The organism is Bradyrhizobium sp. sBnM-33 (assembly GCF_032917945.1).
Lineage (GTDB): Bacteria > Pseudomonadota > Alphaproteobacteria > Rhizobiales > Xanthobacteraceae > Bradyrhizobium.
Genome location: NZ_CP136624.1, coordinates 795,244 through 812,081 on the forward strand (window position 1 = coordinate 795,244; position 16,838 = coordinate 812,081).

The 16,838-nt window shown below is 61.8% G+C and carries 9 protein-coding genes; 4 read left to right on the plus strand and 5 right to left on the minus strand.

What is annotated here, in order from left to right; translation table 11 throughout:
- Positions 1 to 115: 115 nt before the first annotated feature.
- On the plus strand, positions 116 to 1,954 hold the full coding sequence (locus RX328_RS03770; protein ID WP_213248749.1) for an AMP-dependent synthetase/ligase: 1,839 nt from the start codon (positions 116 to 118) through the stop codon (positions 1,952 to 1,954).
- A 92-nt stretch (positions 1,955 to 2,046) separates the two neighbouring features.
- Positions 2,047 to 3,246: an ABC transporter substrate-binding protein gene (locus tag RX328_RS03775; RefSeq protein ID WP_213248747.1), complete on the plus strand. Its 1,200-nt coding sequence runs from the start codon at positions 2,047 to 2,049 to the stop codon at positions 3,244 to 3,246.
- Between the two features lie 235 nt (positions 3,247 to 3,481).
- Here RX328_RS03775 and RX328_RS03780 read toward each other — a convergent pair whose 3' ends face one another.
- The 4 genes from RX328_RS03780 to RX328_RS03795 all read right to left on the minus strand — a co-directional run bounded on the left by RX328_RS03780 (position 3,482) and on the right by RX328_RS03795 (position 7,483).
- Entirely contained in the window at positions 3,482 to 4,402 is a 921-nt protein-coding gene (locus RX328_RS03780) for a substrate-binding periplasmic protein (protein WP_213248745.1), read from the minus strand.
- Positions 4,399 to 4,749: a c-type cytochrome gene (locus RX328_RS03785; protein WP_409410746.1), complete on the minus strand. Its 351-nt coding sequence runs from the start codon at positions 4,747 to 4,749 to the stop codon at positions 4,399 to 4,401. The genes RX328_RS03780 and RX328_RS03785 overlap by 4 nt, the downstream gene beginning before the upstream one ends.
- 13 nt (positions 4,750 to 4,762) lie before the next feature.
- The gene (locus RX328_RS03790; protein ID WP_213248743.1) at positions 4,763 to 6,427 is read right to left on the minus strand and encodes a methanol/ethanol family PQQ-dependent dehydrogenase; all 1,665 of its coding nucleotides are present in this window, start codon (positions 6,425 to 6,427) and stop codon (positions 4,763 to 4,765) included.
- Between the two features lie 279 nt (positions 6,428 to 6,706).
- A complete protein-coding gene (locus RX328_RS03795) occupies positions 6,707 to 7,483 on the minus strand; it encodes a transglutaminase-like cysteine peptidase (protein ID WP_213248741.1) in 777 nt (258 codons plus the stop codon).
- Between the two features lie 681 nt (positions 7,484 to 8,164).
- Here RX328_RS03795 and RX328_RS03800 point away from each other — a divergent pair.
- Both RX328_RS03800 and RX328_RS03805 read left to right on the plus strand, forming a co-directional pair.
- Positions 8,165 to 12,637: a VCBS domain-containing protein gene (locus RX328_RS03800; RefSeq protein ID WP_213248739.1), complete on the plus strand. Its 4,473-nt coding sequence runs from the start codon at positions 8,165 to 8,167 to the stop codon at positions 12,635 to 12,637.
- Between the two features lie 77 nt (positions 12,638 to 12,714).
- Positions 12,715 to 14,943 carry a CHASE2 domain-containing protein gene (locus RX328_RS03805; protein WP_213248737.1) on the plus strand — a complete coding sequence of 743 codons (2,229 nt, stop codon included), beginning with the start codon at positions 12,715 to 12,717 and terminating at the stop codon, positions 14,941 to 14,943.
- Positions 14,944 to 15,138: 195 nt separating this feature from the next.
- Here the strand turns inward: RX328_RS03805 and RX328_RS03810 are convergent, their stop codons facing one another.
- Positions 15,139 to 16,752 (minus strand): ABC transporter substrate-binding protein, encoded by a 1,614-nt coding sequence (locus tag RX328_RS03810; protein ID WP_249726163.1) that lies wholly within the window; start codon positions 16,750 to 16,752, stop codon positions 15,139 to 15,141.
- Positions 16,753 to 16,838: the final 86 nt, after the last annotated feature.

Below are 16,838 nucleotides of genomic sequence, written 5' to 3' on the forward strand. Positions count from 1 at the left end.
CAGTCAAAAGCATGGCGTTTAGAACGAGTTAGAGCTAAATTCGAGCCCTGCTTCGAAAACCAAGACCGGTCCAAATACCGGCACCGGAAGCAGGCGACACAGGGAGGAGATGAGCATGGCCAGGCCGGCAGTGCTGACAGTCGCCGACACGATCGCGAAGAGCTTCTTGCTGTCCGTGGAAACGCGCGGCGACCGGCCGGCGATCCGCGAGAAGAAATTCGGCATCTGGCAGCCGACCAGTTGGCGCGAGTGGCTGCAGATCTCCAAGGACGTGGCCTATGGTCTGCATGCCAGCGGGTTCCGGCCGGGGGACGTCGCCTCGATCATCGCCAACGCCGTCCCGGAATGGGTCTATGCCGACATGGGCATTCTCTGCGCCGGCGGCGTTTCATCCGGCATCTATCCGACCGACTCCTCGTCGCAGGTTGAGTATCTGATCAACGATTCCTCGACAAAGGTAATCTTCGCCGAGGACGAGGAGCAGCTCGACAAGATCCTCGCCTGCCGTTCGCGTTGCCCGACGCTGCAGAAGATCGTCGTGTTCGACATGGAAGGCCTCCACGGTTTCAGCGACCCGATGGTGCTGTCGCTCGCTGAATTCATGGCGCTCGGCCGCAACCACGCGCAAGGCAACGAGGCGCTGTGGGACGAGATGATCGGAAGCCGCAGCGCAGGCGATCTCGCCATCCTCGTTTATACCTCGGGGACTACCGGCCCACCCAAGGGCGCCATGCATTCCAACCGCAGCGTGACGCATCAGATGCGCCACGCCAACGATCTGTTTCCATCGACGGATTCCGAGGAACGGCTGGTGTTCCTGCCGCTCTGCCATGTCGCCGAGCGAATCGGCGGCTACTACGTCTCGCTGGCGCTGGGATCGGTGATGAATTTCGCCGAAAGCCCGGAGACCGTGCCGGACAATCTGCGCGAGGTGCAGCCGACTGCCTTCCTCGCGGTGCCGAGGATCTGGGAAAAGTTTTATTCCGGAATCACGATCGCGCTGAAGGACGCAACCACGTTCCAGAACTGGATGTACCGCAACGCGCTCGCCATCGGCAATCGGATGACCGAGTACAAGCTGCAGGGAGATACGCCGCCACTGTCCTTGCGACTCGCCAACCGCGCCGCCTATTGGCTTGTGTTCCGCAACATCCGCCGCATGCTCGGCCTCGATCGGTGCCGGCTGGCGTTTACCGGCGCGGCCCCGATCGCGCCTGACCTGATCCGCTGGTATCTCGCGCTCGGCCTCGACATGCGCGAAGTCTACGGCCAGACCGAGAATTGCGGCGTCGCGACCATCATGCCGCCCGATCGCATCAAGCTCGGCTCGGTCGGCAAGGCAGCGCCGTGGGGGGAGGTTGCGATATCGCCGCAGGGCGAGATCCTGATCCGCGGTGATTTCCTGTTCATGGGCTATCTGAACCAGCCGGAGAAAACCGCCGAGACCATCGACGCCAAGGGATGGCTGCACACCGGCGACGTCGGCTCGATCGACAATGAAGGCTTCGTCAAGATCACTGACCGGATGAAGGACATCATCATCACCTCGGGCGGTAAGAACATCACGCCGTCTGAGATCGAGAACCAGCTAAAATTCTCGCCGTACGTTTCGGATGCTGTGGTGATCGGCGACAAGCGGCCGTACTTGACCTGCCTCGTCATGATCGACCAGGAGAACGTCGAAAAATACGCGCAGGACCACGACATTCCCTTCACCAATTATGCCAGCCTGTGCCGGGCGCAGGAAATCCAGGACCTGATCCAGCGCGAGATCGAGGCGGTCAACGCCAACTTCGCGCGCGTCGAAACCATCAAGAAGTTCTACCTGATCGAGCGTCAGCTCACGCCCGAGGACGAGGAGCTGACGCCGACCATGAAGCTGAAGCGCAGCTTCGTGAACAAGCGTTATGCGGCCGAGATCGAGGCGATGTATCGCGAGAAGGCGGTGGCATAGCGATATTTGGAACCAAAATATTTGAAAACGGCGAAGGACTGAGAAGGCCCCACCCCTTCGCTCAACACGGGCCAAACGAAGAGGAGACTGCAATGTCGAAATCGTTCAAGGCGCTGGGCCTTGCGGTGAGCGCCCTTGTGCTGACGCAACTGCCGGTCGCAGCCCAGACCAAGATTACCGATCAAGGCATCTCGGCCACCGAGATCGTCGTCGGCACCCATCAGGACCTGTCCGGTCCGATCAAGGTCTGGGGCGTGCCGGTTTCCAACGGCATGAAGATGGCGGTGGAAGAGATCAATGCCGCCGGCGGCATCCACGGCCGCAAGATCAAGTTGATCCTGGAGGACAGCGGCTACGATCCGAAGCGCGCCGTGCTGGCGTCGCAGAAGATGGTCGAGCGCGACAAGGTCTTCGCCATGGTCGGTCCGATGGGCTCGCCGACGGTGCTGGCGTCGCAGGATATCCTGTTCGATGCAGGCGTGCTGCAGCTATTCCCGCTGACGGCGGCAGAATTCACCTTCAAGTTCGATCCGGCGAAGCCGCAGGAAAGGCTGAAGTTCAACAATCTGCTGCCCTACGTCGAAAGCACGCGCGCCGCCGTCAAATACATGATCGAAGCGAAGAACTTCAAGAAGCCCTGCATCATGTATCAGGACGACGAGTACGGAAAGAACGTCCTTGACGGTTTCAACCAGCAGGTCAAAGCGATGAAGCTGGAACCAGCCTCGGTCACCAGCTACAAGCGCGGCGCCTCCGATTTCAGCGCGCAGGTCGCGAAGATGAAAGCCGACGGCTGTGATATGGTCGTGCTCGGCACGGTTATTCGCGAAACCATCGGCGCGATGGGCGAAGCCAAGAAGCTCGGATGGGACGTGACCTTCCTCGGTGCCACGCCGACCAACGTGCTGGAAGTGCCGGCGCTCGGCAAGGACGCCGTCGAAGGCCTCTACGCCGCGTCCGGCTTCGAAATCCCGTACGAGGACACGGCAAAGGGCAAGGTCAAGGATTGGCTGACCAACTACAAGAAGATGTTCGGCACCGACGCCAACACCCAGGCGATCATCGGCTACAACGCCATGATGACGTTTGCGTTCTATGCCGAGAAGGCTGGCAAGGATCTGACCGGCAAGAAGATGATGGATGCGCTGGAATCCGGTGAGCAGTTCCGCGACATCTTCAACTCGCCGCCGACCAAGTTCTCCAAGACCGACCATCTCGCCAACACCATCACCCAGGTCCAGCAGATCAAGAACGGCCGCTGGGTGCTGGTCAAGGAAGGCCTGATGTTCTGAGCGCTTCGCTCTAAGCGCAATGACCAGGGGCTGCGCGAGACGATCGCGCAGCCCTTAGTTTTTTGTGCTGTCATTCCGGGATGGTCCGAAGGACTAGGCCCGGAATCTCGAGATCTCGGGTTCGCGCTAGCGCGCGCCCCGGGATGATGTCGTCACGTCGAAGCCAATGCACGGAGTTCACATTCCTTTGTCGCAGAGGGAAAACAGGCGTTCGACTGCGACACGCGGCTCGCCGCTATTGCTGAAGTACCTTCTGCAACTGGTCGCCGAGGATTGCCGGTTCAACGGGCGGCAGATAGGTGAGGCCAGCCGCCTTGGCGAGATCGGCTATGGTTCCTGCCGCCTGCAGATCAGAGAGCGCCTGGTTGACCGCAGCGATGAGAGCCGGATCGCTGGCGAGGCCGACATAGCCCCTGTTAACGCCGATGGGATAATAATATCCGGATGCTGTGAGCTTGGTGTCCGGATGGGCGGCGCGGTGGGCATCGAAACGGCGCAGGTCGAGCAATGTCGCATCGAAGTCACCGCGATTGAGCGCGCCCAGCAGGTCGTCTCGTCCCGGAACCAGATGCGTAATGTTGTCGATCAGCCGTCCCTTTTCAAACGTCATCAGGATAGCATCGGCCAACGTGCCGCTTTCAATCGCAATGCGTAGCCCGGCGAGATCGCCGATGCCGGAGATCTTGCGGCCGCGCGCCTTCTCACCGAGCACGACGGTCAGCGGCGAGTAAACATAGGGCTGGCTCGGCGCAAGCACGCCGACCGGCGCCCGGCGGCGGCGGTCGTCGCGGGTGGCGCCCTCGAAATCCGGCAGCTTCGCCGTCTTGACGCCGGGTACCGCAAGCGCGTCCTTGGTAAGGGCATAGCTGCCGACCAGCGCGCAGCGGCCGTCGGAGAGCAAGGCATTGGCTTCGAGCGCCGGGCTCGAGCTTTCGTCGAGCTTGCTTTCGAACCATTGGATCTTGAGCGGTCGGCCGAGGCGGCCGGCAACAGCCCGCGCAAGCGCGACGTCGAACCCGCTGTCGGGCTTTCCACGCTGATGCATCGAGAGTGGAGGCAGGTTCTCGTCGAGACAGACCTTCAGCGGATCTTCAGCCGCGCGCGCTGTCGTCGCCGTCGCAAGGAGCACGGCAGCGACTGCGAGCCGGCGCTTCATCGATTCCTCCGGCTCGATACAAAGGCCCAGATCTCCGTAATCTCCTGATCGCTCAGAATGTCCTTCCAGGGCGGCATGTTGTTCTTGCCCTGCTTCACCGTCGTGGTGAAACGCTCGTTGTCGTCCGGGAATGCGCGCAAGTCGGGTGCGACCGTGCCGGCAGTGACCATGTTGGGACCATGGCAGTGCCCGCATTTCTGCGCATAAGCGGTCCTGCCGGGACCGATCAGCGCCTGATCGATGGCGGCTTGTTGCTGTGCGGTGGCCGGCATCGTCATCCACGCGATAGCTGCCACCGCGATGGCGGCAAGAGACGCCGCCATCCACTTCCGTATTGTATTCGTCATTCGCGTTCCGCGATCAGTTCTTTATCGCGAATAACCACAGGGAGCCGCCTGTAGGCACTTTAGCAAGCCGCTCATCGCCGGAGAAGATCGAATAGACGCCGCCATAGCCGCTGGTGACGGCGATATACTGAACACCGTCCTGTTGCCAGGTCACCGGTTGTCCCTCGATGCCCGAGCCGGTCTGGAAGCTCCACAGCTTCTTGCCGTCGTTGGCGTCAAAGGCGTCAAACTCGCCGGTCAACTGGCCGGAGAACACGACCCCGCCGGCCGTCGACAGCACGCCAGAGAAGCGCGGTATATCGCTCGGCACTTCCCACTTTGCCTTTCCGGTCATGGGATCGATGGCCTTGAGATGGCCGCGCGGTCCGTCAGGCCACGCCCAGATATCGGTCAGGTCCATGCCGAGATACCATTCGCCTTGTTTGTAGACGGCTGGCTCGGCCTTGTAGTTGCCGCCGAAGTTGAGCGTATTGGCGTAGGCAAGGCCGGTCTGCGGATTGTACGACATCGGCTCCCAGTTCTTGCCGCCGAGAATCGACGGATGAACCGTAACCTTCTTGCCTTCGCGGGCATCCTTGGAGACGTCGGTCTCAATCGGCCGGCCAGTCTTCATGTCGATGCCTGAGGCCCAGTTCACCTTCACATAGGGATTGGCCGCGAGCAGTTTCCCGTTCGTCCGATCAAGGACGTAGAAGAAACCGTTGCGGTTGGCATTCATCAGAGCCTTGGTGGGCTTGCCTTCGATTGTCATGTCGGCAAGCACCATCTCGGCGACCGCGTCATAATCGAACGGATTGTTCGGCGAGAACTGATAATGCCATTTGATCTTGCCTGTCTTCGGCTCGAGCGCGAGGACCGCGCAGGTGTAGAGATTGTCGCCGGGACGCACCGCCGCATTGAATGGGCCCGGGTTGCCGACGCCCCAATACACCGTGTTCAGTTCAGGATCGTAGGAGCCGGTGATCCAGGTCGATCCGCCACCGAGCTTCCAGGTGTCGCCTTTCCAGGTGTCGCCGCCGGGCTCCTCGGGGCTGGGTATCGTGTGGGTTCGCCACAGGCGCTTGCCCGTCTCTGGATCATAACCATCGATGAACCCGCGCGTCCCGAACTCCGCGCCGGAAATGCCGGTGATGACGACGCCGTCGGCGACGAGCGGCGCCACCGTCATCGAGTAGCCTTCCTTGAAGTCGGCCGCTTTCTGACGCCACAGCTCCTTGCCTGTCTTCATGTCGAGCGCAATGACATGGGCGTCGAGCGTGGTGCGGAAAAGCTTGCCGTTAAAAATCGCACCGCCACGGTTGATGATGCCGCAACACACGATGCGCGGCGTCTCTGCCGGGTATTCGACCTTCGTCTTCCAGATCTGCTTGCCGGTCTTTGCGTCAACCGCCATCGTGGCGTTGTGACTGGTGACGTAGATGACGCCTTGGTATACCAGCGGCTGCGACTGCGCGCTTCGATCATCTGCGAAGCTGTAGTTCCACACCGGCACCAGGTTCTTTACATTATCCTTGTTGATCTGCGTAAGCGGACTGAACCGCTGCAGATGATAGCCCATACCGTAATTGAGAACGTTGGCTGTGTCGGTCGCTCCCTTGACCAATTGTTCGGTCGTCTGAGCGCTTGCACCGAGCGGCGCAAGAATGACTAGGCTTGCTGCAAACGCAATGCTTCTCATGCGGTCCCTCCCAATGAATTTCCTGCGCGCCTATTTGCTGGCACTGTGAAGCAACCATCCCTGAAACGGGAAAAAGCGTCAACACGAAAGTCGAAGATGATGCGCGAGCTCTCCTCGAAGAGAGCAAGGAGCTTGTCTCGTCGTGCTTTCGGATGCGCCGGGCATCACGGCTGCACCGCACCATTCCAAGAGAGAAGGAAGATCAGGCAAGGAAAGCAGATCGTTGTCGACTGTCTCCGCGCAACATTTGCGCGCCGTCAGTCGGCAAGCCTCGAGTAGTCAGTCCGCGGAGGCAGCCAGATAGCTTACGACGAACGGAGCCACTGGGTTGTTGATGGCTGCGGCGAGTACGGGAGAATCAGCGTATCGCATCACGCCGTGCTCACCGATTGCGAATGTCGGCCGGTAGTTTCTGGCGTCGGAATCGCTGACCATGGCCATGCGGCGATTGTCGAGCATCAACCAACGCCCATCCAGCCGCGCGGCAGCGACGGCGTGGGCTTCGCCCTGCATGGTATCGTGCATGACTACGATCCTGAGGTCGTCGGGTCCGATGCCGGCGCGACGCAACGCCACAAACTTCGCAATCGCGTAGTCCTCGCAATCGCCGCCGCCCCGTTCGAGCGTGGCGAGCGGGGAACTCCAGACGTCGATCTGACCGTGCTGGGCGAGGTCGTTCGTCGCCTTGATGGAGAGATTGATCGCGCGATTGATTTCGCCGAGGCGGGCACGGCCGTCGCGGAGTTTCGCGGTATCGATGATATCGAGGAATTTCAGCGCGGCCGGAGACACGCAGCCGTCACGGTCGCCGTCGCAGAGTGCAAGCTGCACCATTTCGTCGTCGAGCCGGCGTTGCACACTGGTCCATTTGTCGTGCAGTCCGCCGCTGGAGAGGGGAGATGCGACAAGTCCGAACGGCTCGGCCGATCGCTGGATCGGTTCTACCCGCGCGGATGGCTCCGGCGTCTCCGCGCGCAGGTCGGCTGGCCCGAACCAAGCCAGGCCGCACGCGACAATGCCCGCACGCCATGCGCGTGCATAGACTGACAACCCCATCTGACACCCCTTGTCCGGGCATCGGCGGGCCTGCTCTGCCTGCTCGTGCCCGGATCATTTCAGAACGGGCAGGATGGGCAACGGCGCTTTTGATCCGTTTAAAACGAGGGGGGCCTATCGGAAGTTTGCGAAGCAGCGTGAACGCGGCCTTGCCGGTTTGCAGATGATTTTATCGATCCGCCCAGATCGGCGCTCATCAAGCCGCTCGGTTATCCGAGACAGGGCGCGGGACATGGCGCAAAAATTTACGGTTGCGAAAGGGTCACAGATTACCGAATTAACCTTACCCGCGGGACCGCTCGTGCGCGATTGCAACCTGTCCCGGACGCCTTGGAGGGGATGACGGCTTCGAATAGATTCGCGAGTTGATCAGTCTCCGGCCACTGTCGCCTTCCCGCAGGAAGCGGCATTCGCTGCGCTGCGACAGAGATAAAGTATTGTGACTGCTTATCTTTATGCCTTGAGAAGCCGGTGCCCGTTTTTCGATCAGTTCGAGTAGGTTCCCGGCCTTTTCCTCGCCACAGTTTCGCCCGACAGTTTCTCCGGACCTTTTCGGTCCTGTTGCAGACTTACCCATGTTGAGGGTATTCGCGGCGTGCGAGCTTTTGTGTTCCCTACCTGCGTGGTATGAAAACCCCGCAGGAAATTTCATACTTCTTAACCATTTAGATTGGTGTTCCATTGAACTATGCCGGCAAATTCGGATCGGGCGACCTCGACCCTTTTTCCGGCACGGACATTGGCCTCGGGCCTCTGCTGTCACCGCACGGCCATCTTGCGTCTCCCGGCAAGTTCCATGTCGACAAGGTTTCGACACAGGCGCCGTCCGACGCCATAATTATTCCTGATGCCCATCTGCTCTTCAGCGGCGACTTCAAGCGATCGGGAGTCGACCTGATCCTCAGCAGCGGCGACCGCGAGGTCGCGCTGCGCGATTACTTCAAAGGGGAGAAGCGCGCCGCGCTGGCCTCGCCCGACGGCGCCCACCTCACCGGTGACATCGTCAACGCGCTCGCCGGGCACACCCAGTTTGCGCAGGCCGACGGCAGCGCCAGCGTCGCCCCCGCGATCATCGGCCATGTCACCAAGCTGACCGGGAATGCGACCGCGATCCGCAATGGTGTCTCGATCATCCTGAACCAGGGCGAAACCGTCCATAAAGGCGACGTCGTCCAGTCCGGCTCCGATTCGACGCTCGGCATCACCTTCATCGACGGCACCGTGTTCGGTCTCGCATCGAACGCCAGGATGGTGCTGAACGAGATGGTCTACGACCCCAACGGGTCGGATAACAAGTCGCTGCTCAGCCTGGTGCAGGGCACGATCTCGTTCGTCGCCGGTGCCACCGCCAAGAAAGGCGACATGAAGGTCGACACCCCGGTCGCGACCATGGGCATCCGCGGCACCGCGGTGCTGGTCGAGATCGACTTCGAGGTGCCCGGCTCGGGTATCGCGCCGCCGGCGAAATTCCAGGTGCTGGTCGAGCCCGACGGCACCACCGGCTCCTACATCTTGTTCGACAAGACCACGCTGACGCCGATCGCGACCGTCAGCCGGGCCGGCACGCAGACGATCATCAATGGCCAGGGCACGGTCAGCTTCCAATCGTCGGTGCAGCTATCGCCCGACGCGCAGAAGATCATCAGCGACGTGTTCTCGCTGAAGTTCACCGACCTGAACAACCCGAACACCAAGCTCACCACCAATTTTACCGATTCGATCGTTCCGGAAACGTTTTTCGTCAAGCTGGCCGGCGGGGAGTTCATTCCCGTGACGCTTCAGCTGCTCAACATCCCGAGTGGGGCTACTCCCTCCGCGGATCCGGGGCCGCCCCCCAGGCTCGTGCATATTCCGGGGCCGCCGGAGGCCGCGGCGCACGGCGGCGCGGTTACCGAACGGATCGATGTGACCGCGAGCTCCGCGCTCGACAGCGTCTCCGGTGTAGTCAACTACATCGACATCAACCCCGGCGACACTCCGAGCGTCAGTACGCAGTTTTCTTCCTTTGTCTATCAGAACGCGCAGGGCGCCGACGTCACTGCCACGCTGACGGCGCAGCAACTGGCTGCGATCAAAGCGGTCGAAGTGCCGCTGTCCGTAGTGCAGGATCCCAACGGCAAGAACATCGGTACGGCGACCTGGACCTACAACATCGCCGACGGCGCGTTCGACTTCCTCGCCGCCGGCGAGACGCTGAAGCTGACCTACATGGCGCGGGTCGACAACAATTATGCGCCGAGCAACGAGACAACATTTGTGCCGTTTACGATCGTCGTCACCGGCACCAACGACAAGCCGACGATCTCCGCGACCGGGGGCGAGATCACGGAGCGGATCGGCACCGGCAATACGGTGATCAATACCGTGTCCGGTACCGTTACCTTCGGCGATGTCGACCTGACCGACCGTCCCATCGTCAGCGCGGCAATCTCCACGACCGATCCGTTCCGCTATTACGATGCGCAGGGCAACGACATCACCGCGACACTGACGCCGGAACAGTTGGCGGCGATCCTGGCCGTCGAGGTGCCGCTCAGCGTGGTGCAGGGAGCCGGAAACACCAACAACGGCACGGCGACCTGGACCTACAGCATCGAGGACAGCAAGTTCGACTTTATCGCCAAGGGCGAGACGTTGACCCTCAACTATGTCGCGCAAGTCGATGACGGCCACGGCGGCGTCATCTCCACGCCGATCACGGTTTCGATCCAGGGCGCCGACGTCGTCGTCATCGGCACCAACGACGTTCCGACCGTCGAGGTGACGAACGCTGCGTTCCCCGAGCTGGTGAACCCCAGCCAGCCGAATCCGACCGGATCCTCGGCGATCCATACGGTGTCGGGCACGATCAGCTTCACCGACGTCGACCTCACCGACCGCCCGGTGGCGAGCGCGGCCTTCACGTCTTTCACCTACAAGAACGCCGCCCTCACCGACATCACCTCATCGGTCACCGCAGCCCAGCTCGCCGCGATCGCGGCTGTCGACGTGCCGCTGACGGTGGTGCAGGCGAACGGCAATACCAACAACGGTTCGGCAAGCTGGAGTTACAGCGCAGCCGACGGGGCGTTCGATTTCCTCGCCGACGGCGAAATCCTGACGCTGACCTATACGGCCACGGTCGATGATGGCCATGGCGGTGTGGTGACCAAGCCGCTTACCGTCACCGTCACCGGCAGCAACGATACGGCTGATATCACCAGCGACCCGCAGACCGCGACCATTGCCGAACGTGCCGATGCCCACAATTCAGCGACGCCGGATACTGCCAGCGGCGCGATCACGTTCACCGATGCCGATCTGACCGACACCCACGAGGTCAAGATCACCGGCGTCAGCGCCTCCGGCGTGATGACCGGCCTCGCCAACGGAACGGTCCAGCTAAGCTGGCTGTCTCTGGGGCCATTGACCGATTCCACCGATGGCGTGCAGGGCTCGAAGAGCTGGTCGTTCTCGGCGCCGGATAGTTATTTCGACTACCTCGCCGATGGCGAGATGGTCACGCTGACCTACACGGTGGAGGTCGACGACCATCATGGCGGCGTCACCTGGCAGGATGTCGTCGTCACCATCGACGGCAGCAACGACGCGCCTGAAATCGCCAGTATCGCGCAGCAGGGCCTCACCGAGCGAACCAATGCCGCGGCACTGACGACGACGATCCCTGTTACATTCACCGACCTCGACCTGTCCGATGTCGGCCACACCGCAGCCGTCACTGGCGCGGCGGCGTCCGGTACCACCGCGGGCCTTGGGCTCGATCAGGCGGCGCTGGTCGCGCTGGTCACGCCGGGCGCGGTGACCAAGGGCACTGGTTCATCGTCCGGCTCGGTCGATCTCAGCTTCTCGGCCGCATCGTCCGCTTTCGACTATCTCGCGGCCGGCGAGCAACTGACGCTGACCTACACCGTTTCGATCGACGATGGCGATGGCGGGGTAGCCGCGCAGACCTTCGTCGTCACGATCGCCGGCACCAATGATGCGCCGGTGTTCACCGGCGCCAGTCTCGCGTCGACCTATCAGGCGGGCGACGCGGCGGTCGCTCTGGCCGGCAGTGTCTCGGCCAGCGACGTCGATAGCAGCAGCTACGCCGGCGGATCGTTCACCGCGACAGTGACGGCTGGCGGAAACCAGGGTGACACGCTTGCCATTGCCAACGGCGACGTCATCTCGCTCAGCGGCACTGACATCCTGTACGACGCGGACGGGGTCGCCGGTCCAGGCAGCGCCAAGATTGTCGGAACGCTCTCGGACTATGACACCAATAGCCTGCTGGTGGCGCTGAACGGCAAGGCCGACGATGCGGCCGTCGCGGCGCTCGCACAGGCGATCGAGTTCTCGAACACCACGCCGGACGCGGTAGCCGGCGAGCGCACCGTAACGTTCACACTCAAGGATGGCGGCGGCACCGCCCATGGCGCAACCGACAACGCGTTCTTCACCACCAAGTTGACGGTCACCGAACCGCCGCCCAGCAACAACGCGCCGGTCATCCAGACCGACCAGCTCAGCATCACCGACCACCGCGAGGGAACGACCACCCTTTTCGGCCTGTACGTTGCCGATCCCGACGCGGGAGACACATTGTCGGTCAGCGTCGTGCCCGCAAGTGTTGCCGGTAGTGTCGAGCTGTCGGAGGTCTCCGGCACGCTGGCGCAGGTCAACGATGCGCTGAGCGTCGTTAACTATCATGACGGCCAGGGAACCCAAGAAGCCGACATTGTGACGGTTACGGTTTCGGATGGCTCCGCCACCGACACTGTAAACTTCATTTTCAATGTGGCTGGAACGGACGGTCTGGACACCTCGACGCTGGCGACCTCCGGCAAGGACGTGATCTTCTCGACCGAGCAGGCCGACACTTTGGTGGGCGGCGCCGGCGCCGACCAGTTCGTCTTCGCGGAAGAGATGGGCAAGGACACGGTCGCCGATTTCAAGCCGGGCCAGGACAAAATCGACCTCCTCGCCTACCTGCCGTTCACGCCAGACGATTCCGACTCCTTCGATGGGTGGCTCAACAGCAGCGCCGTCGAGCAGGTGGGCTCCGATACCCTCATTCAGTTCGATGCAGACAACAGCATTCGGCTGTCGAGCGTTGCCAAGGCGAACCTGCAGATGAGCGACTTCATCCTTCACCCCGGCGGATATATCTGATCCTGCTCGTAGGCCCGGGATGGCCCCCGTGAGACTGGAGGCATGCCTGACGTTCCGATGCGTGATATCCAGACAGTATGAAACAACTGCGGGTACTACGGCGATGGTTTGCGCGGCGCATCGGCTACGCCCGACTGCTTTGCCTGGTGCTGCTGATCGGGTTCGCCGCGCTTCGCGTCGCCGATCCTGCCCCCGTTGAGGAAATCCGCGTCAGAACCTTTGATGCCTTCCAGCGCATCGATCCGCGCAAGAAGACGGCACGGCCGGTCACCATTGTCGATATCGACGACAAGAGCCTCGAAAAGCTCGGGCAGTGGCCGTGGCCGCGCACCCGGCTTGCTGACCTCATCACCGAACTGACCCAGCTCGGCGCGGTCGTGATCGCGTTCGACGCGGTGTTCCCGGAGCCCGACCGTCTCAACCCTGCCTTGGCCGCGGACACCTTCCGCAATCTCGACGAGGAAACCCGTACCAGGCTGCGCGCCCTGCCGAGCAACGACCAGATCTTCGCCGACGCCATCCGGAAGTCGCGCGTCGTGCTCGGCGAATCCGGCTTGCCGGAGGAAATCGCAACGCTGGACAAGACGCTACCGGTCACCGGGCTCGCGATGCTGGGCGAGGAGCCGCAGCGCTTCATGTTCGATTTTCCCGGCCTTCTGCGCAACGTTCCGGTGCTGGAGCATGCTGCCGCCGGGCGCGGCCTGTTCACCATTAGGCCCGAACGCGACGGCATCGTGCGGCGGGTGCCGATGATCATGCTGGCGCAGGGCCAGACCATGCCGTCGCTGACGTTCGAGATGCTTCGGGTGGCCAGCGGGTCCGGCACCATCCTGATCAAGGCCGAAAAGGCCGGCATCAAGAGCCTTGGCATCAAGGGCGTCCAGATCCCGACCGACCATAATGGCCAGCTCTGGGTCCACTACGCCCGCAACGATGCCTCGATCTATGTTCCGGCGGTCAACGTGCTGGAGAAAAACGTCGCGCCCGACATGATCGCGGGCAAGCTGGTGCTGATCGGCACTTCGGCGGTCGGCCTCAACGACATCAAGACCACGCCGGTGTCCCGCGCCATGCCGGGCGTCGAGATCCACGCCCAGGTGCTCGAAAGCGCGCTGACCGGCGCGGTGATCTCGCAGCCGAACTATGGCATCGCCGTCGAATTCGCGACCGCGCTGCTGTTCGGGCTTCTGGTTATCGCGTTCGCGCCGCTGTTCGGGCCGGTCACGCTGGTCGCGCTGGGAGCGGCGTTTGCGGCCGCGTTGCTCGGAACGTCGGTGTATTTCTACACGCAGCACCGGCTGCTGATCGATTTCACCTATCCCCTGATGTCGACCACAGCGATCTATCTCACGCTGATCTTTTCGAGTTTTGTTCGGGAACAGCAGCAGCGTAAGCAGATTCGCGGCGCGTTTGCGCAGTATATGTCGCCCGTGCTGGTCGAGCAGCTGGCCCAATCGCCGGAAAAGCTCGTGCTCGGCGGCGAGGAGCGCGAGATGACCATCATGTTCTCGGATGTTCGCGGCTTCACCACAATCTCGGAGACTTACAAGAACGATCCGCAAGGCCTGACAGCACTGATGAATCGCTTCCTGACGCCGCTGACCAACGCGATCCTCGCCCGCAAGGGTTATATCGACAAGTATATGGGCGACGCCATCATGGCGTTCTGGAACGCGCCGCTCGACGACAAGCAGCATGAGATCAACGCCTGCGAGGCTGCGATCGATATGCTGGAGAAGATTGACGAGGTCAACAAGCAGCGCGAGCAGGAAGCCGCCGATGGCGGCCACGTCTACATCCCGCTCAACGTCGGCATCGGCATCAATACAGGCATCGGCGTGGTCGGCAACATGGGGTCCGATCTCAAGTTCAACTATTCGGTGCTCGGCGACAGTGTCAATCTCGCTTCACGCCTGGAAGGCCAGTCCAAGGAGTACGGTTTTCCGATCATCGTCGGATCGAAGACCGCGATGGCCGCGAAGGAGAAGTTCGCAATCCTCGAGCTCGACTTCATCATGGTGAAGGGCAAGACGGAGCCGGAGGTGATCTACGCCGTCGCCGGGCGCGAAGATCTCGCGCAGTCCGGCCGCTTCCAGCGCCTGCGCAATCTCACGATCGAGATGCTGGCCTGCTACCGCAACCGCGACTGGGATGGCGCGCTCGCGGCCATCGAGCGCGGCCGCAAGGCCGACGAGGCAAACGTCCTGGAGCGGCTCTATGATCTCTACGAAGCCCGGATCCGCGGCTATCTCGAAAACCCGCCGCCGGAAGACTGGAACGGCGCCTTCGCGCTGCTGACGAAGTAACGCCGCAGCGAGTAGGATGGGTGGAGCGAAGCGATACCCATCAATTGCTCGGCGTAAGCATGATGGGCTTCGCTGCGCTCTACCCATCCTACCGACTCGTCATGCGCGGGCTTGACCCGCGCATCCATCACCCTTCAGAAGAATCTTGCGAACGAGATGGATTGCCGGGTCAAGCCCGGCAATTACAGTGGGCCCTCACTCCAGCCCGATCTGCGTCAGGTCTTGAAACCAGTGCTGCGCCTGCACGAACTTCTTCACCTTCGGCGACAGCGCGTGCGGGTTGGTGTCGTGCACCACCCAGACCAGCGTGGCGTCATCGACGATTTGCGCGTGTGCCTGTGCCAGCAGCTCGTCCTGCTTAGCGACATCAAACGTCTGCTTGGCCTTGTCGATCAGCGCGTCGACCTTCGGATTTTTGTAGCCGCCCCAGTTGACGCCGACCGGCGCGATCTGGCCGGAGTGGAAGAAGCGCACGATCGCGTAAAGCGGGTCCGAGGTGACATAGGCTATGTTGTTCGACGTGATGACGGCGTTCATCTCGTCGGCCGCGCCCTTGCGCCAGGCCGTGTATAGCGTCTCGAGCTCGACCACCTTGAAGTCGATCTCGATGCCGATTTCCTTGAAGCTCTGCTGCAGGAATTCGTTCATCGGCAGCGACAGCATCTGCCCGGTGCCGCCCTGCGCGATGATGAAGGTCGTCTTCAGCGGCTTTTCCTTCGAATAGCCGGCCTCCTGCACCAGCTTCTTCGCCGCGGCGACATCATATTTGAGCTCGAAGGACGGTTTGCCGAACCACGGGCTCGACGGATCGACCTGGCCCTTGGCGGGCTTGGCCAGACCGTTCATCAGGCCGACCACGGCCTCGCGGTCGATCGCGAGGTTCAGGGCCTTGCGCAGCCTGACGTCGGTCCAGGGCGAGCCGGGCAGCACGCTCAGATGATAATTCCAGACATGCGGCGTGACGTTGTCGACGATCTTCATGCCCGCGGATTTGAGCTGCGGCACCGCATCCGGCGCCGGCGTTTCGATCAGATCGACCTGGCCGGCCAACAGCGCGTTGGTGCGCGTCAGCGCTTCCGGCATCGGAAGCAGCACGATCTTGTCGGCCTTCGGAAGCCGCTTCTTGTCCCAATAATCGGCATTCCTGGTCAGCTCGGCGAGTTCGCGCGGGACGAGCTTCGTCAGCTTGAACGGCCCGGTGCCGGAGGGCTGGCTGGCGAACTTGTCCCAGTCCTTGCCGAGCTTTTCATATTGCGCCGGGCTGGAGACCAGAAACCACAGCATCTGGTACGGAAAGAAGGAATCGACGGCCTTGGTCGTGATCTCGATGGTCGCATCGTCGATCTTGACGTAGCTCGCGACCGAGGGCAGGCGGGTCTTGACCTGCGCGCTCTGGCGCTTGTCGAACTGCGGTGCCTTGTCGTTGAGCACCTTATCCAGATTCCAGATCACCGCGTCGGCATTGAACTCGCTGCCGTCATGAAATTTGACGCCCTTACGCAGAGTGAAGCGCCATTTCTTCTTGTCGCTGTCATCGACCTTCCATTCGGTCGCAAGCCCCGGCACCAGCTTGCCCGGCCGGTCGGCCACATCCATCTCCCAGGCCACCAGCGGATCGTAGATCGTATAGGCAGAAAACTGATAGGCACCGGCGCCGCGGTCGGGCTGGCCTGTCGTCAGCGGGATGTCCGCCATCGAAATGCCGTAGCGCACAATGGTTTCGGCCTGCGCCGAAATCATGGAGATGCCAAGAGCCAAACCTACGGCTAGAGTTGCGGCAGGAAGAAGCATCGAATTTCGTGTGCGCATGAATTAGGCTCCATCGGCGAGGTTTGGAGCTAAAAATGCAAGCTTGGTGCCAGCTTAGGCATCGGACGTGACTTGCATGCGCGCTT

Bases quoted from the DNA above. Each gene is read 5' to 3' on its own strand.
- RX328_RS03775 (WP_213248747.1), top strand. From the start codon at position 2,047: ATGTCGAAATCGTTCAAGGCGCTGGGCCTTGCGGTGAGCGCCCTTGTG.
- RX328_RS03770 (WP_213248749.1), top strand. From the start codon at position 116: ATGGCCAGGCCGGCAGTGCTGACAGTCGCCGACACGATCGCGAAGAGC.
- RX328_RS03810 (WP_249726163.1), bottom strand. From the start codon at position 16,752: ATGCGCACACGAAATTCGATGCTTCTTCCTGCCGCAACTCTAGCCGTA.
- RX328_RS03805 (WP_213248737.1), top strand. From the start codon at position 12,715: ATGAAACAACTGCGGGTACTACGGCGATGGTTTGCGCGGCGCATCGGC.
- RX328_RS03790 (WP_213248743.1), bottom strand. From the start codon at position 6,427: ATGAGAAGCATTGCGTTTGCAGCAAGCCTAGTCATTCTTGCGCCGCTC.
- RX328_RS03780 (WP_213248745.1), bottom strand. From the start codon at position 4,402: ATGAAGCGCCGGCTCGCAGTCGCTGCCGTGCTCCTTGCGACGGCGACG.
- RX328_RS03785 (WP_409410746.1), bottom strand. From the start codon at position 4,749: ATGACGAATACAATACGGAAGTGGATGGCGGCGTCTCTTGCCGCCATC.
- RX328_RS03795 (WP_213248741.1), bottom strand. From the start codon at position 7,483: ATGGGGTTGTCAGTCTATGCACGCGCATGGCGTGCGGGCATTGTCGCG.